Origin of the sequence: Halothermothrix orenii H 168 (genome assembly GCF_000020485.1) — a bacterium.
In the GTDB taxonomy this organism is placed as follows: domain Bacteria; phylum Bacillota; class Halanaerobiia; order Halanaerobiales; family Halothermotrichaceae; genus Halothermothrix; species Halothermothrix orenii.
Genome location: NC_011899.1, coordinates 353,224 through 375,722, shown reverse-complemented (window position 1 = coordinate 375,722; position 22,499 = coordinate 353,224). Strand labels below are relative to the sequence as shown.

General features: G+C 33.8%; 33 protein-coding genes and 1 tRNA gene. 9 read left to right on the top strand and 25 right to left on the bottom strand.

Going from position 1 to position 22,499, the window contains the following annotated elements; all coding sequences use genetic code 11:
* Positions 1 to 301 precede the first annotated feature (301 nt).
* Together HORE_RS01960 and HORE_RS01955 are read right to left on the bottom strand one after the other, a co-directional pair.
* A complete protein-coding gene (locus HORE_RS01960) occupies positions 302 to 607 on the bottom strand; it encodes a hypothetical protein (RefSeq protein WP_041605777.1) in 306 nt (101 codons plus the stop codon).
* 296 nt (positions 608 to 903) lie between these two features.
* Positions 904 to 1,746 (bottom strand): GIY-YIG nuclease family protein, encoded by an 843-nt coding sequence (locus HORE_RS01955; RefSeq protein ID WP_012635313.1) that lies wholly within the window; start codon positions 1,744 to 1,746, stop codon positions 904 to 906.
* A gap of 785 nt (positions 1,747 to 2,531) precedes the next feature.
* Between HORE_RS01955 and HORE_RS12635 the strand changes: the two genes are divergently transcribed.
* Both HORE_RS12635 and HORE_RS01950 read left to right on the top strand, forming a co-directional pair.
* Positions 2,532 to 2,675, top strand: a complete 144-nt coding sequence (locus tag HORE_RS12635; protein WP_083762892.1) for a MerR family DNA-binding transcriptional regulator — start codon at positions 2,532 to 2,534, stop codon at positions 2,673 to 2,675.
* Positions 2,676 to 2,758: 83 nt separating this feature from the next.
* On the top strand, positions 2,759 to 3,454 hold the full coding sequence (locus HORE_RS01950) for an AraC family transcriptional regulator (protein ID WP_012635312.1): 696 nt from the start codon (positions 2,759 to 2,761) through the stop codon (positions 3,452 to 3,454).
* Between the two features lie 468 nt (positions 3,455 to 3,922).
* Here HORE_RS01950 and HORE_RS01945 read toward each other — a convergent pair whose 3' ends face one another.
* The 5 genes from HORE_RS01945 to HORE_RS01935 all read right to left on the bottom strand — a co-directional run bounded on the left by HORE_RS01945 (position 3,923) and on the right by HORE_RS01935 (position 6,103).
* Complete coding sequence (locus HORE_RS01945) at positions 3,923 to 5,098, bottom strand: tyrosine-type recombinase/integrase (protein ID WP_012635311.1); 1,176 nt, start codon at positions 5,096 to 5,098, stop codon at positions 3,923 to 3,925.
* A gap of 1 nt (position 5,099) precedes the next feature.
* On the bottom strand, positions 5,100 to 5,225 hold the full coding sequence (locus HORE_RS13260) for a Com family DNA-binding transcriptional regulator (RefSeq protein ID WP_083762891.1): 126 nt from the start codon (positions 5,223 to 5,225) through the stop codon (positions 5,100 to 5,102).
* 115 nt (positions 5,226 to 5,340) lie between these two features.
* The gene (locus tag HORE_RS01940; RefSeq protein WP_012635310.1) at positions 5,341 to 5,661 is read right to left on the bottom strand and encodes a hypothetical protein; all 321 of its coding nucleotides are present in this window, start codon (positions 5,659 to 5,661) and stop codon (positions 5,341 to 5,343) included.
* A gap of 59 nt (positions 5,662 to 5,720) precedes the next feature.
* A complete protein-coding gene (locus tag HORE_RS12860; RefSeq protein ID WP_012635309.1) occupies positions 5,721 to 5,891 on the bottom strand; it encodes a hypothetical protein in 171 nt (56 codons plus the stop codon).
* A gap of 32 nt (positions 5,892 to 5,923) precedes the next feature.
* On the bottom strand, positions 5,924 to 6,103 hold the full coding sequence (locus HORE_RS01935) for a hypothetical protein (protein ID WP_012635308.1): 180 nt from the start codon (positions 6,101 to 6,103) through the stop codon (positions 5,924 to 5,926).
* A 195-nt stretch (positions 6,104 to 6,298) separates the two neighbouring features.
* Here HORE_RS01935 and HORE_RS01930 point away from each other — a divergent pair, with 195 nt between their 5' ends.
* Complete coding sequence (locus tag HORE_RS01930; protein ID WP_012635307.1) at positions 6,299 to 6,508, top strand: hypothetical protein; 210 nt, start codon at positions 6,299 to 6,301, stop codon at positions 6,506 to 6,508.
* A 370-nt stretch (positions 6,509 to 6,878) separates the two neighbouring features.
* Here HORE_RS01930 and HORE_RS01925 read toward each other — a convergent pair whose 3' ends face one another.
* The 14 genes from HORE_RS01925 to HORE_RS12255 all read right to left on the bottom strand — a co-directional run bounded on the left by HORE_RS01925 (position 6,879) and on the right by HORE_RS12255 (position 15,164).
* Positions 6,879 to 7,316 (bottom strand): hypothetical protein, encoded by a 438-nt coding sequence (locus tag HORE_RS01925; protein WP_012635306.1) that lies wholly within the window; start codon positions 7,314 to 7,316, stop codon positions 6,879 to 6,881.
* A gap of 22 nt (positions 7,317 to 7,338) precedes the next feature.
* Entirely contained in the window at positions 7,339 to 8,064 is a 726-nt protein-coding gene (locus HORE_RS01920) for a hypothetical protein (protein ID WP_012635305.1), read from the bottom strand.
* Positions 8,065 to 8,066: 2 nt separating this feature from the next.
* Positions 8,067 to 8,414 (bottom strand): hypothetical protein, encoded by a 348-nt coding sequence (locus HORE_RS01915; RefSeq protein WP_012635304.1) that lies wholly within the window; start codon positions 8,412 to 8,414, stop codon positions 8,067 to 8,069.
* A gap of 58 nt (positions 8,415 to 8,472) precedes the next feature.
* Positions 8,473 to 8,760, bottom strand: a complete 288-nt coding sequence (locus tag HORE_RS01910; RefSeq protein WP_012635303.1) for a hypothetical protein — start codon at positions 8,758 to 8,760, stop codon at positions 8,473 to 8,475.
* Positions 8,747 to 8,968 carry a hypothetical protein gene (locus tag HORE_RS01905; protein WP_012635302.1) on the bottom strand — a complete coding sequence of 74 codons (222 nt, stop codon included), beginning with the start codon at positions 8,966 to 8,968 and terminating at the stop codon, positions 8,747 to 8,749. The genes HORE_RS01910 and HORE_RS01905 overlap by 14 nt, the downstream gene beginning before the upstream one ends.
* Before the next feature lie 13 nt (positions 8,969 to 8,981).
* Positions 8,982 to 9,299: a P27 family phage terminase small subunit gene (locus HORE_RS01900; protein WP_012635301.1), complete on the bottom strand. Its 318-nt coding sequence runs from the start codon at positions 9,297 to 9,299 to the stop codon at positions 8,982 to 8,984.
* Positions 9,300 to 9,481: 182 nt separating this feature from the next.
* Positions 9,482 to 10,144: a V-type ATP synthase subunit I domain-containing protein gene (locus HORE_RS01895; RefSeq protein ID WP_012635300.1), complete on the bottom strand. Its 663-nt coding sequence runs from the start codon at positions 10,142 to 10,144 to the stop codon at positions 9,482 to 9,484.
* A gap of 64 nt (positions 10,145 to 10,208) precedes the next feature.
* Complete coding sequence (locus HORE_RS01890) at positions 10,209 to 10,913, bottom strand: head maturation protease, ClpP-related (RefSeq protein WP_012635299.1); 705 nt, start codon at positions 10,911 to 10,913, stop codon at positions 10,209 to 10,211.
* A 95-nt stretch (positions 10,914 to 11,008) separates the two neighbouring features.
* Entirely contained in the window at positions 11,009 to 11,545 is a 537-nt protein-coding gene (locus tag HORE_RS01885) for an ERCC4 domain-containing protein (RefSeq protein WP_012635298.1), read from the bottom strand.
* Positions 11,545 to 11,682, bottom strand: a complete 138-nt coding sequence (locus tag HORE_RS12855) for a hypothetical protein (protein ID WP_167935745.1) — start codon at positions 11,680 to 11,682, stop codon at positions 11,545 to 11,547. The genes HORE_RS01885 and HORE_RS12855 overlap by 1 nt, the downstream gene beginning before the upstream one ends.
* Entirely contained in the window at positions 11,683 to 12,201 is a 519-nt protein-coding gene (locus HORE_RS01880; RefSeq protein WP_012635297.1) for a hypothetical protein, read from the bottom strand.
* A gap of 1 nt (position 12,202) precedes the next feature.
* Positions 12,203 to 14,650: a DUF3987 domain-containing protein gene (locus HORE_RS01875; RefSeq protein WP_012635296.1), complete on the bottom strand. Its 2,448-nt coding sequence runs from the start codon at positions 14,648 to 14,650 to the stop codon at positions 12,203 to 12,205.
* Positions 14,604 to 14,960, bottom strand: coding sequence for a helix-turn-helix domain-containing protein (locus HORE_RS12260; RefSeq protein WP_012635295.1), 357 nt, complete (start codon positions 14,958 to 14,960; stop codon positions 14,604 to 14,606). Before HORE_RS12260 ends, HORE_RS01875 begins: the two co-directional genes overlap by 47 nt.
* A gap of 6 nt (positions 14,961 to 14,966) precedes the next feature.
* Positions 14,967 to 15,164, bottom strand: coding sequence for a helix-turn-helix domain-containing protein (locus HORE_RS12255; RefSeq protein WP_050748586.1), 198 nt, complete (start codon positions 15,162 to 15,164; stop codon positions 14,967 to 14,969).
* Between the two features lie 132 nt (positions 15,165 to 15,296).
* Between HORE_RS12255 and HORE_RS01860 the strand changes: the two genes are divergently transcribed.
* On the top strand, positions 15,297 to 16,166 hold the full coding sequence (locus tag HORE_RS01860) for a zinc finger MYND domain-containing protein (protein WP_012635294.1): 870 nt from the start codon (positions 15,297 to 15,299) through the stop codon (positions 16,164 to 16,166).
* Between the two features lie 614 nt (positions 16,167 to 16,780).
* On the opposite strand, the gene HORE_RS01855 is transcribed toward HORE_RS01860, so the two are convergent.
* Together HORE_RS01855 and HORE_RS01850 are read right to left on the bottom strand one after the other, a co-directional pair.
* Positions 16,781 to 16,856 (bottom strand) — tRNA-Thr (locus HORE_RS01855).
* Between the two features lie 293 nt (positions 16,857 to 17,149).
* On the bottom strand, positions 17,150 to 17,956 hold the full coding sequence (locus HORE_RS01850; RefSeq protein WP_012635293.1) for an SDH family Clp fold serine proteinase: 807 nt from the start codon (positions 17,954 to 17,956) through the stop codon (positions 17,150 to 17,152).
* A gap of 171 nt (positions 17,957 to 18,127) precedes the next feature.
* Here HORE_RS01850 and HORE_RS01845 point away from each other — a divergent pair, with 171 nt between their 5' ends.
* The 5 genes from HORE_RS01845 to ligD (HORE_RS01825) all read left to right on the top strand — a co-directional run bounded on the left by HORE_RS01845 (position 18,128) and on the right by ligD (HORE_RS01825) (position 21,051).
* A complete protein-coding gene (locus HORE_RS01845) occupies positions 18,128 to 18,541 on the top strand; it encodes a hypothetical protein (RefSeq protein ID WP_041605772.1) in 414 nt (137 codons plus the stop codon).
* A 166-nt stretch (positions 18,542 to 18,707) separates the two neighbouring features.
* Entirely contained in the window at positions 18,708 to 18,908 is a 201-nt protein-coding gene (locus HORE_RS01840; RefSeq protein ID WP_041605770.1) for a hypothetical protein, read from the top strand.
* 49 nt (positions 18,909 to 18,957) lie between these two features.
* Positions 18,958 to 19,143, top strand: a complete 186-nt coding sequence (locus tag HORE_RS01835) for a DUF1540 domain-containing protein (protein WP_041605768.1) — start codon at positions 18,958 to 18,960, stop codon at positions 19,141 to 19,143.
* A 60-nt stretch (positions 19,144 to 19,203) separates the two neighbouring features.
* Positions 19,204 to 20,085, top strand: coding sequence for a non-homologous end-joining DNA ligase (gene ligD, locus HORE_RS01830; protein ID WP_041605766.1), 882 nt, complete (start codon positions 19,204 to 19,206; stop codon positions 20,083 to 20,085).
* A 24-nt stretch (positions 20,086 to 20,109) separates the two neighbouring features.
* Entirely contained in the window at positions 20,110 to 21,051 is a 942-nt protein-coding gene (gene ligD, locus HORE_RS01825; RefSeq protein WP_012635290.1) for a non-homologous end-joining DNA ligase, read from the top strand.
* Here the strand turns inward: ligD (HORE_RS01825) and ku are convergent.
* Complete coding sequence (ku, locus tag HORE_RS01820; protein WP_012635289.1) at positions 20,977 to 21,798, bottom strand: non-homologous end joining protein Ku; 822 nt, start codon at positions 21,796 to 21,798, stop codon at positions 20,977 to 20,979. The two genes, ligD (HORE_RS01825) and ku, sit on opposite strands and share 75 nt — an antisense overlap.
* Before the next feature lie 17 nt (positions 21,799 to 21,815).
* Positions 21,816 to 22,415: a hypothetical protein gene (locus HORE_RS01815; RefSeq protein ID WP_012635288.1), complete on the bottom strand. Its 600-nt coding sequence runs from the start codon at positions 22,413 to 22,415 to the stop codon at positions 21,816 to 21,818.
* Between the last annotated feature and the right edge of the window lie 84 nt (positions 22,416 to 22,499).

Below are 22,499 nucleotides of genomic sequence, written 5' to 3'. Positions count from 1 at the left end.
CACATTTCTTATAAAAAAATTGCTTATAAACTTATATAAGTTCGCGCGAACATCAAATTAAAAAAATAAAATTTTTAATTTGATTGTTCCAAAAATGTATGAATATTTTATTTATTTACTTATATAATAACAGTATTTCTGATAAAAGTCAACATTTTTCGATATTTTAATCTATCTATTTTGCAAAAATAATTAAGTTGTTGATTATATCTACCCCTGGAAAAATAATAATTGCAATAATCATGGCTACTATGTTTTAATAGGTATTATTAATTTGGCTTAAGTTAGTTTTTGCACTGTATCATCTAAAATCACCCTTTATTGATAAACCATTTATAAACCTTAATAAAAATTTGAAAGGCAGATAACTGACAATTCCCCCCAAAATTCCAGTTAACCCCAATGCGAAAGGTGCTAAGACTATAGATAAAATACCCGCTGGTAAACCTTGATAAACCATGGATAAAAAATGTGTTTCTACTGGTGCCCCAACTAAACTTCCTAAAAAAGAAATAATACCTATAAAAACACCTAAAGCTGCAGATAAAAATATAAATAGTTTTATATATGAACCAAAGCTTATAAAATAAATTTTAATTTTTTTCAATTTATCATTCCCCTTTAATTATCTACTATTATACTATAACCCTTATAGTTAATGTAAATTTTTAAAACTTATATTTTAGAGTTTTATTTACTCCAGAACCACCAAAAACCTTTTTTACTAAGATGTCCTTTTAAAATAATTTTATAATATTACATTGCCCCTCTCCTCATTAATCTTTTTTTGTTTTAAATATATAATACACAAAGAATAATAATAAAACACCTATCAAAAGTTAGGGATTGACATTTCCCTAACTTAAAAAGTGCCTTATATCTTCTTTTTAATTCTTTTTGTTCCTAATTTGCATTCAGCCCAAAGACATTTGAGCCCAGTTTTTCCTTAGTTATTGATTCAAGGTTAATAACCTCTTCTTTCATTGAAGTAATAGGAAGAATATCTAAAATGCTGAACTGAAAATGTTTGTATCTATCTGGATCTGATTTAAGTAAATCTATTAATAATTTATTATTACCATGTTTTGTTTTAACATAACATTTCCACCTACCCCAAATACCTTCTTCTCCATAGGCAGAACCTACATACTGCTTTCCATCAGTAATATCTAAAATAAGATATACTCCGTAAACACTAGATAAAGCTGATTTCCATTCCCTATTTGAATCAGGATTATTTACTATTCTAGATAGTTCTTTAAAAGATAAAATAACATTTTGGTATCCAGGAAAAGTTTTAACAAAACCTACAGGAAATATTTCTATTACTTCTTTATTTAATTTTTTCTGGTGCCAGGAACGAGTAGCCGCCCCCCAGTCAATTACTAGCCTTTTTTTCAGGTCAGATAATAAATTAACTTCTTCTATTCTATATTTATAAAAAGGACCTTTATCCCAGGATTCAGGTTCTTTAATAAAACAAATTTCTTCAGGTAATTCCTGAATTTTCTCGACTCCTTTTACTTTATATACCCCATAAAGTGATGCTTTTGTTCTCTCCAAGTTGGTAAAAGTTATAATATAATCATAACCTTTAAATATATTTGTTTTATGTACAGATTGATATAAATTAAAGTTTCCATTGTTCATTATTTTTTTAATATATTCTCTATTAACATTATGTCTAACCAGTTTAATTTTATAATTAGTAAGCCCTCTTATATCCAGTATTTCTTTTAATAACATTTTTACCTCCTTATAAAACATTAATTAGCTTAAAAAAACAGATTTTTAATAGTAACATTCATTAGTAAATATATCTTATATTGTCTGTAAGATGAATTTATTAATTATTGTGATACAAATCAAGAATAGTCTTCAAATCTACATCTTCATAATCAATACGACCAATATCATTTGTCACAGTATTCCTTATCCCGGAACAATTATCTTAGAAAGTAAATAAAGTTGCATACTATAATATTTATCTAAAAATAAAAGATCTCCTTGTAAATTAATATTTCTCTATGTTATCATCATTTTCCTTAACTCTTAACCACCTGTTTCTCCTTGATTTTAATTAATCAAACTCCAAAACCAATCACAAATCCTCCTGGATCAGGAAGTCCAGCCTTAACCATCTCTCCAAGATTACTGCCCTATCCGCCTGCCAGCGAAAAATCATTTTAATCAATTTGATCCAGATTTTTGATAAATTTAAAATTGGTTATTTTACCTGCCCCTCTCAATAAAATCCATAATCTCTCAATAAAATCCATAATCCCTCCACATCTAAATTACAGTCGTCTCACCTCAGAATCCATTTTCTTAAAAATATTACTTAAGTGTATATATAATTCAGCTGCTTCTTCAGGAAAGTCTGTGTCAAATATCCCTTCCTTTAAACGGGAAGCCACGACATTTAAGGTTAATTTTGGCTAAAGGGATTGACCTTTACCTTGCGTAAAGCTATATAATAGTTATACAGTAGAAATATCAAATAAAAAGGGGGGTTTAAAATTAAGGATGAATTGATAAGGATTGGCAAACTGGCTGAAATGTTTAACATATCCGGTAGAACTCTGAGATATTATGAAGAAGTAAACCTGCTACAAAGCAGAAGAATAGGTCAATCCAGATATAGATACTATGACCAAAAAACCATAAAACCTTAAAGCACATCCTGCTTCTAAGACAAATCGGATTATCCATCGAAGAAATAAAAAAAATCCTGTCTTCTACTAATCTGAAAACAATTGTGGAAATACTTATTGCAAAAGTAAAAGAAATGAACCAGGACCTCCAGGAACTTAAAAACAAAAAGGAAATAATTGAACAATTTATCTTTACACTAGAAAATAATAATCACAGAAATCTCTGCAAAGCCCTGGAAATCCTTCAGAGAAAATACACAGCTATAAAAAATGGGATGAAACAGGTTGAAAAAAAATCCAGGGAAGGTGAGGGTGAATTGAAAAGATTGACTGATTCTGAAGTTAGAATTGTTGAGTTAAAACCGGTGTGGGTTGCTTCTTATCGTGCTGAAGCTGAATCACCTGAACCCAGGGCCTGGGAAGTAATATTCAAGTGGGCAAAGAAGTATAATTTACTCCAGCTTCCAGGTACCCGTTTTTTTGGATTCGATAATCCTTCCCCCACGCCCGACAAAGCAGTTTATGGTTATGAATTCTGGGTTACTATCCCGCACAAAAATTTTAACATTCCTGAAGAGATGAAAATCAGAAAATTTTCCGGAGGTCTATACGCTGTTACCAACACAAACTTCAGAGAATTTGATGTTGGTGAAAGGTGGAAACAATTATATAAGTGGGTTAAAGAAAGTGAATTCAGTTATCGGGAAGGAATTTGTCTTGAAGAACATATTACTCTCACCGGTTATAATTTAGATATTAATACCGTTCAGCTTGACCTTTATGAACCCATCAAACCATAGCCTGCAACTCAGGGGGTGCCCACCCCCATTTTTTTATATTATTCTTTAATTTCATCCAAAATAAATTTAGTCTCAAAGATTCTTTCGGTAACAATGTCTGGGTAGAGATCTTCTCAAATAATCAGGATTCAAGATTATAACCCAATCATGACCAACTATAGTTTCCTGAGTCCATTCTTTTTTAATCTAGTTTAATCCACATTGTTGTCAAATTATTGTCAAACTAAAAAATGGCTCTTTTCAAAAGAGCCATGAAGCCTTGATATGACTGGAGCCGGTGACAGGACTTGAACCCGCAACCCGCTGATTACGATTAAGACTTTTCCCTTCCAGTCTAGTTTATATAAAATCAAAGATTACTGTTATGTCGGGGATTATAAAGGATTAGTAATGTAAGTTATTTCCAACATTTTCAGGCTAATAACCCTATTTTCAGCCCAAATAGATGTAGTGATAGATGTAGTGATTTTACTCTTTATCATTACCAATAACCTTAAACATAGTTTCCATTTTCCGTTCTGCTTCAATTAGCATTTCCTCTGTTACGTGTGAATAAGTGTCAATTGTTACTGTAATGGAAGAGTGTCCTAATATCTGCTGCAGGGTTTTAATTGGCCCTTTCGCTTCCAGGAATAGAGTAGCAAAGGTATGCCTTAAATCATGATACCTTATTTCAGGTAATCCAGTTTCCTCTATTATATCCTTAAAATCTCTTACTAAATTCCGGGGATCTATCGGGTTACCTATTCCATTACTTGCAACTAAATCTGCTTTTTTATTGTATGCTTCTCCCAATGCTAACCGTTTTTCACCCTGCTTTATTTGATGTCGTTTTAATTCCCTTACTACATTATCAGTTATTGGTATGGTCCTATTACCTGATTTTGTCTTTACTTTTTTGAAAATCAGTCCTTCATCTGTCCGGGCCAACTGTCGTTTTACCTCAATTCGCTTTTTCTCCATGTCAATATCCTTCCATTGCAGGCCTAATAATTCCCCTCTTCTCATGCCGGTATTTAATGCAAGGTAATGAAGAATAAAATATTTGTAGTCTCTGGCTGCCTTCAGGAATATGTTAACCTGTTTCTTATTCCAGGTATGCAGCTTCTTTTCTTCCTGCTTTTTAGGGACCTCAACGGCTTTACAAATGTTACGTGGTATCATATTCTCCTTGACTGCCTGCTCAAGCGCTGTGTGTAATGTAGAATAGATATATTTAACGGTTCTGGGGGATAAACCACCTTCCCCATAAACTTTACCCTTCTCCAATTTATCATTAAGTAATTCCTGCACCTGCCGGGCCTTCAAATCTTTTAGTTTTGTTTCCCCTATATCATCGGCCAAATGGTTGTTAATCATAACTTTATAGTTTCTGTATGTGCTATATGCTAATGTGGACTTCCGGCCTTCAATCCACCTGTGAAGCCAATCTATTAACTTCATTTCGCTAGGTTCTGAATATGTACCGTTAAACAGTTTCATCTTTAATTCTGTCATTTTCTTTGCAACTTCTTTTTTAGTCTTGCCATAAAAATATTTACGCTTCTGTTTCCCGGTCTGCGGATCTGTCCCAATTGTAACGGCTCCCTGCCATAGGCCATCTTTACGTTTAACAATAGTTCCTTCCCCAGCTCCTCGGGCCATATTAATCAGTCCCTCTTTTTAATATATTTATTTGCCCACATCTCGGACACTTTATTTTGATTTTGCCTTTTATTAATTCTTCATCAAATAATCTGCGGTTACAATTCTTGCACCTGTACTGTTTCACTTTTAAATACCTCCTTTTGGTAGAATACTATTAAATAAAATAGTTTTAAATCTAAACCCGGGCTGTAACACCCGGGCCATTTATGTTATAATACAATTGGTGTGAAGTCAGTCCTTTATCGGGCTGGCTTTTCTATTTGTCCAGTAATGCCCATTTCATCTGTCAGGTTATAAACCTCGTTTATGCTTAAATATTTCCCTGGCTCCTCTTTCACTTTCTTAATTGTACTTTCCTCTAAGCCATCTGCATATCCCTTCAAATAGGCAACTTCCATTATTAGATTTTCCAGTTTAATCAATAAATTCATGTTCTCATCATCGACTCCATCTGCTGCTAATTTATGCGGCAACACTTCTTCAATCTGGCTTGTTACCCTCTGATATTCTTCATCATTAACTAAAACATCAACAATATGCTGCTTTGTGCTGTTTAACATTTCTTTTTCCTCCTTGAATAACTTTTAAGCTATATAGGCTTTGTTTAGTCCACTACCAGCTAAGTTAATAATTTTAGCCTTTCCATTATCTTATCTACTCTAAATTCAATACTTTCTCGCTGGAAAGCCCTTATTTCTGGCTTATCAGTACGTTCCATCATAATTGCTGTTTTTGCAATATCAAATAAATATTGTTCAATCTGTTTTTTAGTACTCTCTTTTACATCCATCTTTAACCCCCCCTTTTTTTAACTGCTTGCCTCTAATCCTCCAGTTTAACAATTATCAAATCATCATCTGGATAATTACGCCTTTCAACACCTTTAAAAATGCCTTCTCTGCCATCAAGCAACTTAATCTTTTCCCCTTCGTGATAAAACTGTTGCCCCTTATAATCCGGGTCGACTGACTTAACCTCTTCCTGTTTAACTTTAATAATCATTTTGTTCCCTCCTTAAAATAATAATTATATTGTAATATAAATAACTATAATGTTATTTAACTAACTATATTATAATACTTTTGTATCATCTTGTCAATACTATATAGTAATTTTATAAACTATATAGTTTGATTATTTACTGCATATTTAGTATAATATAAATAGAGTGCAATAATAACATATGGGGGCTTATTTATGACTATTAAAGATGAAATAAAAGCAAAAATAATATCAAAGGGTTGGACTATTAAAGATGTTGCTGCAGAATTAGAAAAAAGATATAATTCTAGTTATTCCCCAGAAAATTTAAGTAATAAATTAAGAAGGGGAACAATAAAATATCAGGAAGTTAAGGATATTGCTGATATTATAGGTTATAAAATTGAATGGATTAAAAAGCAGTAAATTATTATTTTAAATATGAATAGATTTATTCGATAAATTCGATTTATTACATAGCCTTTCTAAATTAATTATATTACAACCAGTCCAAAATTGGATTTGTTATGTAAGTCATAACGCAAAATTGCGTTTAGTGATTTCTTTATACTTTGCCCCTTGCCTGCCCCAGGTTAATTTATTTAATACCTTACCTGGGCTGGTGAGGGGTTCTCTTTATTTTTTTAATTAATTTCTTCGGGCGGGTGGATATAATACTGCTGGACTACATTTACAAGGGGTCGACGCTTCGTCGTGTCCTTACTAAGTGAATAAAAATACTGGTACTACTACATAACCCCATAACTGGCTCTTTTATAAAGTACCTATTACCTAATCACGGGGGGGTTAATTTATTTCTTGCTATATTTATTAATTGATGAGCTCTTCTTCTGGCCTTCTCATAATATATTCCCGTTTCTTTTGCTACATTAGTTAAGGGCTGATCTAATACTAATGATTGTATTATAATCCTGTCACTTCTATTAAGTTCTTTTAAAAAATCCTCAACCTCCTTCATTATTTCCTGATATCTTTCAATTTCCACTAGTCTCTCATAATATAAGTCAGCTATCTTAGCAGCCCTATTTCCTGTCGGGTCTGAATGAGTATTTACTTTACCAGGTTTAATTATACTGTAATCAATGCCATAAAGAGTGCAGTAAATATCGTCGGATAATTGCCTTTTATTCTTTGCTTTCAACCTTTTAATAATATTTGATAACTCTCCGGTAAAATATAATTTTAATAACTCTGTTGTTACATCTGTCTTCAAGGGTCAAACACCCCCGGCAGTATTAATAAAATATATGACTAAATAATTTCTTTCCTTCATTATCTAGCTTTAGTATCCTGGCCTCATGCAAGTTATCCGGCTTGCCTTTTTCTCTTATTTTCTGGGCCTGTTTCTTTAACTTCAATAAACTATTAACCATTATATCTGTTAATGACGTCATTTTATTGCCTTTATCAAATCCCCATAGCTCCATTAACACCCCTTCATCTCTCCAGGAATTAATTGTCTCTTCATCTACCGCCGGGTAACCCTGGATAATGCCTCCAACTACATTAAGCTCTAATTCCCACTCATCTCTGTTATATTCACTATAAGCCTTTTTAAAATAAGGGTATATGCTGGGTAATTCTTTTAACTCCCCTAAAGTAATATATCCCCTAAAATACCAGCCATTTTTCTTGCTCTGGACTTCTTCTGGCCCGGGTTCAACAGTTCGGCTTGCTAATACCATCAAGCTTTCAATTTGCCCTTTAAAATAGTCTGTAGTTACTAAATTAAAATCAGGATTGATTTGATTATGCTCCTTTTTTAGTTTTTGGAGTTCTTCTTCAATAAAAGATTTTTTTATAACCTGGTTACCCCGGTCTAGCAATTTAAGTAATTCATCTTTTGCCCCTGGCTTCTCTTTCCTGATTACATTTATATATTCATCAAAATTAACATCATCATAAATATTAAGATTAACAATATCCTGTAAAGTAATATCTTTAATGTTTTTATCTATCATTTTTAATCTTCACCCCTGATTATCTCTTTTAAGCTCTGAATAATAACAATACCATCAAGTAAACATTCTCTCTTCAAGTTTTCCCTAATAATTTCCCGGTCCTTGCCTTTAAGAATTAATCTGGCCGGGGATCTGTCAAATAATCGGGCTAATTCTTCTGCTTTTTCTCGGTTTAGCTGGTAAAGTTCATCTTTGCTTTTTGTAAAATCAAATATAATGTCATTATCCGGGTCGTTGAAATATACTTCATCAATAAGAATATGAATTCTCTTTTTGATAGCTGCTAGTTCTGTCGGTCTGTAATAATAATGTAATTCGTCTTTAACATAATTAAAAAAATCATCAACCATTATTAGCACCTTCTGCTTTTAAAGCAGGGCAGCTGTTTAAACTACCCTGCACTATTTTTTATCCTTCCAGGGCCTTTGCCTTCTTGTCCTCTGGCAGTTCATCATACCAATCAGTAAATATTTCAGCTAAGGTTCTTAATAATTCGGGATGTTTTTGCAGAATATGCTTCCTTAAATTAACGCCTTTTTTATTATAACTGTTTCCTTGATTGTCTTTTCCTCTCATCGTTAGCTGCAAGGCTCCAGCCTCTCCATAATATTTAATCTGTAAGGCCTTATTTATCAATACTTCCGGCTCTTCACTTTTCCAGTATGGTAGGTTTTCGGCTGTTTCAGGCAATACCATTACCTCCTATAACTTTAATGCTGATTAAAAACTCCCCATAGGTTTCATATTCCTTTAACATTTGTGTTAACTCTGCCTGGGTTAATATATAAGTTCTCTTTATGGGATTTTCAACTAATGGTGTAATAGTCTTAACTTCATATAAAGCATTTTTAAATTTGCCCACCTCTTCAGGTTTAATCGTTTCTTTTGTTATCCTTCTTTTCATTTTTTCAGCCCCCTTACATTTCTGGTATTTCAACTTCTTTTTCCTTCGGGCTACTTTCAATAGAGAGGGTTTTTAATATCTTAATCATCTGGTAATGGACTTTCTTAAGCTCGTTAATACTATCGTTTTTCTTAAAACCAGACTGGCCGCCGCCGTGATTGTATTCAACCACAACGCCTCGTTCTTTGATGTCCTTAATTAACATATTCTTGATATCCCATAATTGCAGGTAGTCATCGACTAAATCCCGGAAATGTCGCTTTTGTGCTGTTTCTTCATCTAGCTGATCCAGTAAATCACGTTTAATTTGTTCCCGTTTATTAGCTGTCATATTTTACCTCCTTTTATTAATTGTTACAATTAGACACTGTTTAAAACATTTTACCAATTTTTTTGCTTTGTCGTGTCCCCCTCCCCGATCCCAAAAGTCTATAGAAAAAGTGATTTTTTTGACCGGGGAGGGTGTATTATCTCTGTTCTATCAGGAAGGTTGTAATCATAATTTCTTTTCCTTTAAACTGCTAATTCTTTTCTTGCAATCAATTCTGCCCTGGTTTCTTCCAGCTCTTTTTCAACCCTTTGCAGCTCATTCTTAAGACCTCGCCCCCGGGCTATCTTCTGCTCATAAGATTTTTTGAGTTCTCTTAATCTTTCTTTCTTATCCCTAGAAGGACTAACTAAGCGATCAATTACATATCCTTTGTTGTAATCAGTAACGTTATTAATAATATTACTAACATTAACATTAAGCTTCTGTATTAGTTCAATATGCTGTCCCAATAATTCCACAATCTTTTGATATTTGCTTTGTCTTGCAAGTTCCTTTTTAATATCTTTGCGTGGATCTTCTTCGATACTTTTGTTATGATAAGTTATTCTGATAGATTTACCAATTTCCCGGGTATCTCTAATCTTTTCTTTCTTTACTTCTATTTCTTTTTGCAATCTGATAAAAATACTATCTAGTTCTTTACTTTGCCCTCTTATAGCCCGCTCTTTTTCAATTTCTTTGTTAACTATGCGTTCTTTTAATTTAAGCAACTCAATTTCTTTTTCTAGCTTTTGAATTTCTTCAAAGGGCAATAATACTTTAACCTTATCCTCGTATTCCTTCCAGCCATCAACTTCTGACTGTAATTTTTCTTTTCGGTTTTCCAGCAGTTTAAGTTCAGTCATTTTGTTACTAACCCCCTTCTGGTTTCTCTTTTTTTCTTAATAACTTTATTAAGTTTGTTAAACATTACTTATTGCCTCCTAGCTTATTGAGTAATGATTTATTATTTCTACTACCATATTTCTTCATTAGTTTACCCTTAATATTGCTATTTGTCTTCATATTCATAAATAGATTATTACTCTTATTTTCTGCCCTGCTTTCTTCTGTGTTATCACTTATTATTTCATCACAAAACCCTTTTTCTTTGGCCTCTTTAGCTGTAAGCCAGGTTTCTTCCTGGATAAGCTTTTCTAATTCTTTTTCAGCCCCAGTAAATCTTTGAGAATAATTTTCCTTTAGAGACTTATCTATCTTATCTAATTTCCTGGCAACTTCTCTGTGATATTTTGCATCACCATAAGTTATTGTGTGGGCAGCGTGGATCATCATTATACTGTTTGGGTAGAATTTAATCTTGTCCCCGGCCATTAAGATAATACTTCCTCCACTTGCTGCTATACCATCATTTATCATTATTATTTCTGCCTTATGATCCTTAAACAGGTTATGAATAGCAACTGACTGAAATAAATCCCCGCCTGTACTGTTTAGGTGTACTATTATTTTGTCGGCAGTTATTTTATTTAACTTATTCCTTACTTCTTTCAAGGTTATAACATCTTCTTCGTCTTCATCTGGAAGAGGGTTTCTGATCGGGCCATGCAAATAAATCTCTGCAGCGTTATTATCACTCTCATTAAAGACTTTAAAAAGGGTATTTTTACTCATTGTTTCAACTCCTTAATATTTTATTTTTGAGTAGTTTATGGTTTATTTATTATTTGGGCCTGCTCTTTCCCTTATCGTTATCATATTGCCAACTCCTATTTTAAGTATTCTCTAAGCCAATAATAAAAGGTGTAATAGATAAAGTTCCCTGAATAGGCCGGGTCTATAAATATTATCTCTAGGTTATATCTAGCCCTATATGCATGGAGGGTTGCTATATAAGATTTAGGTTTATAATCTGTTCGGTAGTTATGTTTTATAATATTCTGGTATCCTTTAACATTCTCAACTAATAAAATAAATTTACTATTACTGGCCCGGATAAGTTCATTTTCAAATTGGGCCCTGTCATGGGTAAAGTTATTGCTTAGTTCATTCAAGGACCGTTTACGCTCAATCACTATTTCATTATTGAAGTACATCGGCCGCTGTATGCCTAATTCCGGCTGCTCTGGAAGGTAAAATGAATAATCACCAAAATTTAATTTTTTGGTTTTATAAGGGATCCCTTTATCGTCCAGGTAATCAGTTATATGCTGGTTTTTCTGTTCCCTGGTATCAATAATTACTGTAAGGCTCTTTAATAATTCTTTAAGTTCTGTTTTGGTATATCTATAGGGTAAGGCCTGCATTAAACCACTTCCCTATATCCTGCTAATTCCAGTATAAATTTAGGTATTCGCTGATTATATTTCAAACAGTCAGCAACAATTTGCCGGGCCAATCTTACTTTTTCATTTAAAGGAAATTGATATATTTTAGCACCCATTTAGCAACACTTCCTTTGTACTTTTATAAATATCTCTTTAATGTCTGAGGCATAAGGTAATAAAAACTCTTTCCGGTCCTGGTCCCATTCCTCTTTATTCTTCCAAAACTGATCCGGGCCAATAGCTGGAATAAGTTTCAGCTGGCCTTTCTCTGTCTTTAACCTTGCTCCTCCACACCTGCAACCATGTAAATTACTATATACCTGCTTATCCTGTTTCTCTGCTTCCTTTAATACCGTCTGCCATAATTCGCTGTCCTCTGATAAATCTGGCCGGGGATCGTATCGGTTTTGTTCCCTTAATTCTTCAATGTATTTATTAAATGCTGCTTTATCATCTAATTGTAAATATTCAATTACATTTTCCTTGTTTGCCTTCAATTTATTTATTAATCTTTCTGCTTCCTGTGGATCGGGATTATAACCCGGCTTTAATGATAAACCAATCTTAGGACCGGGCCTTAATTCTAATTTATAGCCAATCTTCTCTGATTCGTTTATAATTTCATATCCAGTCATTTTATATCATCCCTTCGATTATAACTCCATTTTCATCTTTTTTTATTTCTGGAGTTATATTCGATTTATTCGATTTATTCGATTTATTATATTCAGTATCTTTTTTTATCGAATTTATCGAATGTACTTTAGGGTTTAATTTTATTAATGGAGAAGGGTTTCTGCCTCTTCCCTCTGTTTCTCTTTCCACTATTGTAATATAATTAAGTTCTGCTAATAATTTTAATGGTTCCTTTAAATCATCTGGCCTTTTTATTTCTTTTTTGCCTTTACATAATTCCATAAGGATTGATTTATCTAATGTATCTTTGTCTTTAGGTAATTCCTCTGCCTTTTCCATTTCCTTACCCCTCATTATTCTTTTTAATACATATCGGGCTAATTCTATTTCTGGATCTGTATCCAGTAAATCATATACTTTTAATGCATGCTCAATAAGGGAGTATCCTAATTTAACTGCCTTTTTCATAGTTTCAGGGCCAATGGGTTTATTCCATATATCCCTGGTTGCCTGGCCTTTTTGTGCGTCTGTCTGGCCGGCTATATGAAGCAATCCAGCCACTCTAGTTATATTTCCTACAAGTTTGCTTCCCCAATCAGCAATATTATGGAGTTTCCCTTCTGGGCCTAATTCCTTTTCGATATCTCTTTCAAATTCATATCTAACCTCTAAAGCCTCTGGGCTTAGTTTAATAATATGCGGCTCCCATTCCCCGTTTTTATTTTCTCCCGCTGGCCTTGTATGAAGTAATGCTGATAATCCTTTTTGATATCTCATAACGGCTATATCAGATAATTCAGGGACTTCATTTCCTACTTTTCTGCTACCAACCGGGCTTTCAGGGATAGCATATAAAAACCTTCCCAAAATACCTTCACCCTTAAAGGCTTTTTTCTCCTTCAAATCTTCTAATATAACAGGCTGGACTGTTAATCCTTGCGTTAATGCAGGGTTTTTAACATAAGTACCTTTACGGGCCATGCGGTCATCTCTGATAGGTTCTCCACCTGTCCAGGCCTTTTTATAATTATCAAAATTTGCTGCACCGTTTTTACTATACCTGCCGGCCATTAACTTAAATATATCTCCTTCTGGACTTAATATTGCAATCCGGCCATTATTGTCTTCCATCAACTTTGCTAATTTTTCGGTAGTAACATCACTTGCAACTAACCTGGGTAATGTCGGGATCTCCATTTCCTGTATTTCATCATCAAGATTAAAGATTTCTTGCATTATCTGTTTTCTTTTAGCCTGGTCTTTAGCATTACCAGCTATTTTTTCTTTTTGTTTTAACTGGTCTTCCAGTATTGACTTTTCTTTTAATGCGTGCCTGCGTTCCGGCTCTATCTCTTCCCGTTTTCTTTCCTCATAATCCAAAATAGGTTTCATTATTTTCTTAAATACAGGGCTTTTTCTATTCCCTGCCGGGAGCACCGTGCATGTCCAGATATTTAACGGCTCTGTATATCCTTTTCTAATCTGGACTACTCCTTTATTAGCTAAGGCTGTTCCTAATGCTGAAATAATTAACATTATACTCATATCAATGGGAGTTTGAGTAAATTCAGCTAAATTTATTGCAAAATCGCTTAACCAGTTAGGTAATATATTTACTGGAATAGGCTTTACATCAAAATTATTAAATGGAAGAGGATCGGGCCAATTATTAATACCTGGCTTCCATTCCGGGCAATCTTTCACTAATTGCAGTAACTTTTCCTTCGTTCCACCTTTATCTAACCAATCTGAAACATCTTCTTTTTTGTCTAATCCAGGCAGCTCTAGGATTTTAACTAATTTTGCCTTTCCGTGCAGTTCTTTTGCGATGTTCCTTGCGTGTTTCTTACCTGGCTTATCGTTATCTGGAAGAATAACAACCCGGGCCCCTTTGAGTGTTTCGGTATATCCCGGTTTCCATTTACCTGCCCCTAAAGGATTACAAGTCCCGGTTAATCCAATTTTATGCAAGTTATCTGCGTCTTTTTCGCCTTCAACAAGGTAAACTACATCATTATTATTAATCGCCTCTTTAACCTCTTCTAGCTTATATAATACAGTTCTGACTCCTTTTAATCCCCACTTCCACTTGCCGTTTTCGTATCTTTTCTGAAGGAAGTCTTTATTTGCAGTTCTTAAAGTTTTATGAAGAGGCCGGCCATTCTCATCTCTGTAAATGTATTCCTTAACAACCTTTGATTTTTTCTTCTTGCCCGGTTCATCATCAAAATAAATGTCGCTCCAGTTTAAACCCATTGCTCTCAAAATATCTTTTCCTGAACAACCTGCATGACAATGAAAATTTATCTTATTATCTCCCCTGGAGACTGACAGACTTTCCACCTTATCTTCATGGGCTGGACACCTGGCCTGCCATTGATCGGGTCCTTTCTTTTTTACTTTATCCAGTTTCGCTAAAAAGTTTTGCAACTTTTTCTCTTCTGTCATGTTGTTCTGCCTCCCGATCCTTCAAGAATTTAACCGCTTCCCAGAATGCTTTCTCATAAAGTTTTTGCTCATCTGGAGTTAATGTTTTATAGCTGCTGATAAATTCATTTTTCCGGCTTTGCTGGTTTAGCCATTCCCTGAAGTTATTTTTCTCTATTACATATCTTTTCCCTATTTGTATTGAAGGGAATGAGGCCTGCTTAAATAGCCGGTATATATGGTTTTTGTTAATCCTTAATATTCGCTGGAGATCTTTTGCGTCTAAGAGAAGAGGCTCATTTTGCCATTGCCTTGCCTTTTCTTTTTTCATTAAAAATCACTCCTTGTCAATTTCCGGGAATAGTTCTTTTTCTGGTACTTCCAGGGCTTCGCTTAATCTTTTCCTCCACCCAGGATAGGGAAATTTCTTTCCATTCTCGATCTGGGAAATATCACTTGTAGCAATATCCGTCTTTTTTGCTAAGTCTAATAAAGTTAAATCCTTTTTGTTTCTAATTTCTTTAACTCTGTTCAAAGGACACACCTCCCTTTTTGCTCTCATGTCGTTTGACTAATTAAATTATATCTGCTATACTAGACTTATACAATATAAATTGCGTCTAAATATCCGTCAGTCAGATATATTTTTTTAAAAGGAGATGGTTTTATGACAAATACACCTGTTAACATTAATGATTTAAACATTAAAAAATTAGGTAATTCTCTGGAAATTTCTGTTTTCCCTGTGAAGTTTAAGAATTATAAGGTGAAGAAAATTAAAAATAAGGAATACATTATAGGTAAAGGAATGCAGTTAAAAGATGAAGATCTAATAAATGCTTTTGAGGGTAAAAATCCAATGAATAATTTTAAACTATTATTATCTTTGATTAATTTAGTAAAAAAATCTTTACCAGATAAAAATAAAAATGAATGGGACCCGGACAAAATAAAAAAAGCCATTCCTTTAAAAAATATAAAAGAATGGATAAATAAATATGGTTTGCCTTATATAGGAAAAATAGACTTTGCAAAAACAAATCATACTAGAAAAAAAATAAATAATATGCTTACTTTTGGTGTTAATATCAATGATTTTCGTTCTAAAATTGCTGGTCTTTACAGTTTTTATAAATTATGGTTTGCTATTAAGACTAAAGATAAAAAAATAATTAATAAATTTAAAGCCAATTACTCAATACCTGGGAAAAATATTGAAGAAACATTAACATATTACATTGATAATAGTTTTGATAACAATTTTAAAATTAAACCAGCTTTTGATAAAGATGATAAAACTTTTAAGTTACAAATTTATACTCATAACAACCAGCTAAATGCTGCACTTTTTCAACTTTATAATTTAATGACTCTTGATGATATATCTACAGATGAAAATGGAAATTCACAATTTCAACATCTTAAAGAATGTAATTATTGTAAAAATATTTTCTGGGCTAAAGATAGTAAAGGGAAATACTGCAGTCCTCGTTGTCGTAAAAATGCCTGGTATCATAAAAATAAGAATACTAAATAAAAAAATATACTAAAATCCCCCGTTAATTGTCATCTTCAGTAAATACAATTCTATCTTTAGATATAACCAGGTTTCCTTCTACTACCCTCAATTTGTGGGTAGTTGGAATTTAAAAAAAATAATTATTTTAGAGTATTTATAGTATAAATAGTCCATATAAGTAAAAATAAAAATCCCTGGTAAGGGCCATATCCCTTCCAAAAGATATAATACCCATATATAATATATTATTTTAGTCAGTATTGCAGTTACTATTAAATCTATTAAATCGAATAAATCGACTATACTTGTAAAAATAAATTAATGTTTATTTATGTAAAAAAATACCTGGTAAAATCTATACAGTTAGGGCTAAAGAATATTTAATCGAATTTATCGAATAAATCGACTAGTAATTAAATAATAAATATGTTTTATATGGTTAATATGGTTTTTAGCAAATATTAATATATAGCTCCTAAAATAAAAAAATCCTTGGCCGGATCTTCTCCAACCAGGGAAAAATAAATAAAAAAATATCCCGGGTTTTCCCGGGTTTTTTTAATAGATGTAAAATAGATGTAGTAAGCGTTTTTTATGCTTTTTAAAAACTGCTATAATCCCAGTCATATCAATGGAGCCGGTGACAGGACTTGAACCCGCAACCTGCTGATTACGATTCAGCTGCTCTACCAGTTGAGCTACACCGGCTCTCCTTCACTATTTTAGCAAATCTAAGAAACAAAATCAATAAAAATTATTTAATTCAGAATTTCTTCCAGAAGTTTTTTCTTACAATCCTCACACAGGTCAGCCAGATAATCCTTACCCTGTTTCTCCCTGATTTCTTTAATCTTTTCACAGAAAAAGCACAATTCCAACCTCACCACCTCCGTAATGAATTATTGACAGGTTACCCCTGAAATATACCTCTCTCCCCAGAACCCTTTATACGCAGTGTATTATATTGTTTACCTTTCTGTTACTACATAAAAATAATCATATTACTGAATTGAATTTATATACTGAACCGATGGCCTTCGATGCCCTGCCTGGGGATACAGTTCCATAAGCTGGTATATTTCTTTAAATAAATCTGTTCTGACATTTATACCCAGCCCCTTTAACTTCTCTACGGTAATGGGATAATCATGGGTCCAGTAACCCTCTGTTAAAACATCGGCCACCCGGTTTACTTTTTCCTCATCCATTTTCCCTTCCAGTAGTTTTTTGACCAGGTCCTTTATCTGAACTATGGCCTTCTGGGCTACATCTCCCAGAATCAAAGTCTTATCATCTATCTCATCTACACTTTTTTCTTCAACAACTTTAACAATAGAAGGAGCTGGATAATTACCAATCTGGGGATCAACTGGCCCCAGAACTGCATTTTCATCCATAACTATTTCATCGGCCGCCAAAGCCAGTAAAGTCCCTCCTGACATAGCATAATGGGGCACAATAACGGTTACCTTCGAAGGGTGTTTTTTTATGGCATGGGCTATTTGCTCAGCAGCTAGAACAAGCCCTCCCGGCGTATGAATAACTATCACAATTTTCTTGTCATCTGATGTCATTCTTATGGCCCTTAGTATATCTTCAGAATCCTCTATATTTATAAACCTCCGGAACGGTATTCCCAGAAAACTTAACGCCTCCTGGCGATGAATTAAAGCAATAAGTTTAGAGTTAGTCTTATCCTCTATTTTTCTTATTAATCTTACCCTGACCTTTTCAATTCTTTTTTGTTTTATGACCGGGATAAAAGTCATGATAATAAAAATTAGCCATATAATTGCAAAAAAGTCCATAAACAACCTCCCTTGCTATATTCGTTTTAATAATTATCTTACCCACTAAGCAAATAATTAAACAATTCAAATGGTCAGACAGACTATTTATTAATCATATTTTTTTAATATAATTACATAATTTTGAACATACTAAAAGATAAATCAAGAAATCACAAAGGAGGAATGTGTATGAACCAGCTAAACCAGATTGAGAACAATTTAAGGCAATTGAGACAGAACATTAATAGTATGATCAATCAAATCAACCATCAAATATCAAGTTCAGAACAACTCATCCGTAATCTAAGGAATCAACCTGGTCAAACATCAGGTCAAAATCAGTACCAACCCCAACAAAATTACGGTGAACAATACCAGGGGCAGTATACAACCCAGCCCCAGCAGTATGGTTTTAACAGTACCCAGAACCAGAGTGGTACCAGCTATGAGGCAGGCCAGCCAGATAGACAGGGGAGTACTAATCCTATTTCCGGTCTCAGTGAAAACAGCCCGACCATGCAGCAGCGAACAGGTGTTAACCAGTATGGAGCCCAGTATACTTCCGGTAAAGACAAAAACGAAGAAAAAAGTAATCGTTCCTAAAAACTAACATTTTTAAATACAATAAAAAACTAATATTATCCCGAAAACGGGGGATAATATAATTTGCCAACAGTGTTATCCTTTCTTAAAAAATAACAGGGGGTAAACACTGTTGGCTTATCTTTTTTAAGCCAGGAGAAATATAAAAAACATAAGGGTGAGTTATATGTCCGTAAATGTTTACCTCAATAAAATGGGCTACCCCAAAATAGCAGAAATGAGAAATATCAATGATATCCCTGGAATAGGTGAAAAAATTAAAATTAATACTGGCCAATACCACACAGGAGACTTTGAAGTTACAGAAGTTAGAAAAGACAATAATGATAATATTAATATATTTGTTAACCGTCTTAAGCAGGGTTGAGAATAATTTAATACTTCTGGAGAAAAAATAAGATAAAGGAGGTGATACCTTGACTGACGTAAAATGCTCAGTAGATAATTGTCGTTACAACAATGATCTGGAATGTGAAGCCGATACTATTCAGGTGGCCAAAAACTTCCTCGGAGAAAATGATATGGAAGTAGGAATGATGGGCAAGGATTCCTCCGATTCCGCCCAGACAAAATGTGTGACCTTTAAACCTGGTAATAAATAATTAAATTTACCTATAAGCGGGAGTTATTCCCGCTTATTTTTTCAGGAAGGATTTTTGAAAATGTTAAAACCTCCCCTCCAGCCCATGCTCTTATTTGAAATTGAAAAACCATTTAATTCCCCTGATTACATTTTTGAACTAAAATGGGACGGCTACCGGGCCCTGGCATTTATTAATGATAATAACCTCCTCTTACAGAGCCGCAACCAAAAAAACCTGACCCCATATTTTTCTGAATTAAAGTCAATAACCTCATTGTTCAAAGGAACTAACGCAGTCCTTGATGGTGAAATATGCTACCTCAACAGGGATGGAAAACCTGTCTTTGAAAAGCTGCAGGGCCGTATCTGGCAGAAAAAAAGTAATATTAAATACCCAGTGACATATATTACCTGGGATATCCTGGGTTTAAATAATAATGATTTAACCAGGACACCCCTTCTTGAAAGAAAAAAAATACTGCAGAATTATATTCAGGAAAGTAACCGCTTAAAAAGGTCCAAATATATAAAAGAAAAGGGTAAAGAATTATATGAAATGGCCGAAGAAGAAGGACTGGAGGGAATTGTCGCCAAAAAGGTTAACTCTCCCTATGAATTTAAGCGGAGTAAATACTGGTACAAAATTAAAATCTGGCAGTATACAACGGCTGTAATTGTAGGCTTTACCAGGGATAAAGAGGCTTTATTAGTGGGAAAATATTTAAAAGATAATAATAAAATATCCTTTATGGGCAGGGTAAAAATAGCCCTGAATGAAGCTGAAAAAAAGGCCTTATTCCGTTTTTTACCTACTCTAAAAGTAAAAAAACCCCCGTTTAAAGTCAGGCATAAACAGGGGATATCATGGGTAAAACCGGCTATTCAATGTAAAGTTAAGTATACTGAAATTACCAGTAACAATACTTTCCGGCATGGATTTGTGGTTAAACTTAAAATATAAAGGAAATATGAAGGAGTATATCAATTGAAGCTTACCATCGGTAAACACGATGTTCAATTAACCAATCTTGATAAGGTCCTATGGCCTGAACTGGGTTATACTAAAGGTGATTTGATTAATTACTATATAAATATGTATCCCTATCTTAAAGAATACCTCTTAAACCGCCCCCTGTCCATGAAAAGTTACCCGGATGGAATTAACGGTAAATCATTTTATCAGAAAGACTGCCCCGATTATGCCCCCCACTGGCTATCCACTTATGGTATTTTCTCGGGCCATCGAAAGGATATAATAAACTGGGTTACTATAAACAAACTATCAGACCTTGTCTGGGTTGCTAACCGGGCCTCAATAGAACTACATACCTGGTTTTCAACTACCACTAACCTTGATAAACCTGATTTTGCTGTATTTGACCTGGATCCCGGATCTAAATCATCTATGAAAGATGTAGTTGATATCGCCCTGACCATTAAAAATATCCTGGATGAATTTAATGTCAGGTCATTTGTGAAAACCTCTGGCAAGAGGGGACTTCATGTTTATATTCCTGTTAAAACAAGATACACTTATAAAGAAATAAGAAGCTTCCTGCAAAATGTAGCGGAAATGGTAATCAAATTAAAACCAGAACAGGCTACTGTAGAATGGAGAAAAAATAAGAGGCAGGGTAAGGTTTATATAGATTACCGACAGAACGGTAAATCCAAAACCCTTCCTGCCCCTTATTCTTTAAGGCCCACCAGTAAGGCCACCGTCTCTACCCCTCTAAAATGGTCAGAAATAACCCCGGATCTCAATCCAGATAATTACAATATTAAAAATATTGAAACTAGAATCAAACAGAAGGGTAACATCTGGGAAACCCTTTTAAAAATACGCCAGGAACTACCCGGTCTTTTTCTTGGTCTTCTTCTTTTTCTTTCCTTCTCCCTCTTCGGTGGCCTCAACACTTTTCTTTAGTTTTTCCATAAGGTCAACAATCTTCCTTTCTTCAGGAACAACATCCGGTGTTTCGACCTCTTTACCTTCAATTTTCTGTCTAATTATGTTCATCAGTTCTTCCCGGTATTCATTGGTGTATTTTTCCGGCTTAAACTCGGTAGTAAGGTTATTAACAATTTCAACAGCCAGTTCTTCCTCTTTTTTGCCTATTTTTATCTTCTCTTCAATATTATTAAGTCCCAGCTCTGAAGCTGGCCTGACTTCATCAGCAAAAAACATTGTCTCCAAAGCCAGAACGTCATCCATAACCCGGATCACGGCCAGACTTTCTTTTTTTCTGATAGTTATTTTACTAATGGCTACTTTGCCGGTATCATCCATGGCTTTTTTTAATAACAAATAAGGTTTTTCTCCCCCTTCGGCCGGGTTCAAATAATAGGTTTTTATATAGTAAACAGGATCAATATCTTCCAGTTTAACAAAATCAACAATGTCAATAGTTTTGGTAGACTTTACCGGAATATTATCAAAATCTTCATCCTTTAAAACAACAAATTTATTATCTTCATATTCATAGCCTTTGACCAGATCCCCGTATTCCACTTCTTTTTTGCAGGTAGGACAAAACCTTTTAGTGCTGACCGGAGTTTTACATTCTTTATGGAGAAAACGGAATCTGATATTCTTTTTGGTGGTAGCCGTAACCAGTTTAATGGGGATATTTACAAGTCCGAAACTAATGGCACCCTTCCAGATAGTTCTCATATTAACACCCTTCCCTGTTATTTTGTCACCCTGGTATTTAGTATTGACGTTTTGGAATCTGCCTCTAACTTTAAAAAGGGTATAGTTTCCAGAATATCTATAATTATTGTTTTCGAGGGATCTATCGTAAGTTCAAGTCCCTCATCTTCAAAATAATCTGTGATTGATTTAAAAAATTGTTGCCTGGAAAAAATGGGATCTTCCATGGCCTGTTTTGAGTTAATAAGGTCTTTAACCATACTCTCCAGCTCTGTCTCATCTACCGGAGACAGATTATCCTTTTTTTTATACATTTTTAAATAAATGTTACCTGATTTATCAAAACCGGTATATACAACCCTGAGAAGCTTTACCTCTCCGGTTGGCCTTGAAAGATAAAACCCATTCATTACTTCGCCACCCAGTTTTACGGAATCAAACAATAAAATCTCTGAGATGTAATCAGATTCTGTTCTTAACCACCACTGTATAAACTCCTTGGTATCTCTGAATTCCCATCCATTTATCTCATAAAACTTCTGTGCGGAAACAGACTGGACCATTAATATTAAAACCACTAATATTATTACCACATTTGAGAGAGATAATCTCGTCAGAGCTTTTAAAAATGATGTCATTACATATCCCCTCTTTTCATTTTAATAAATCAAAACACTAATTTTATTATTCCATCTAGAACAATTATTATAAAAAAAGGAGCC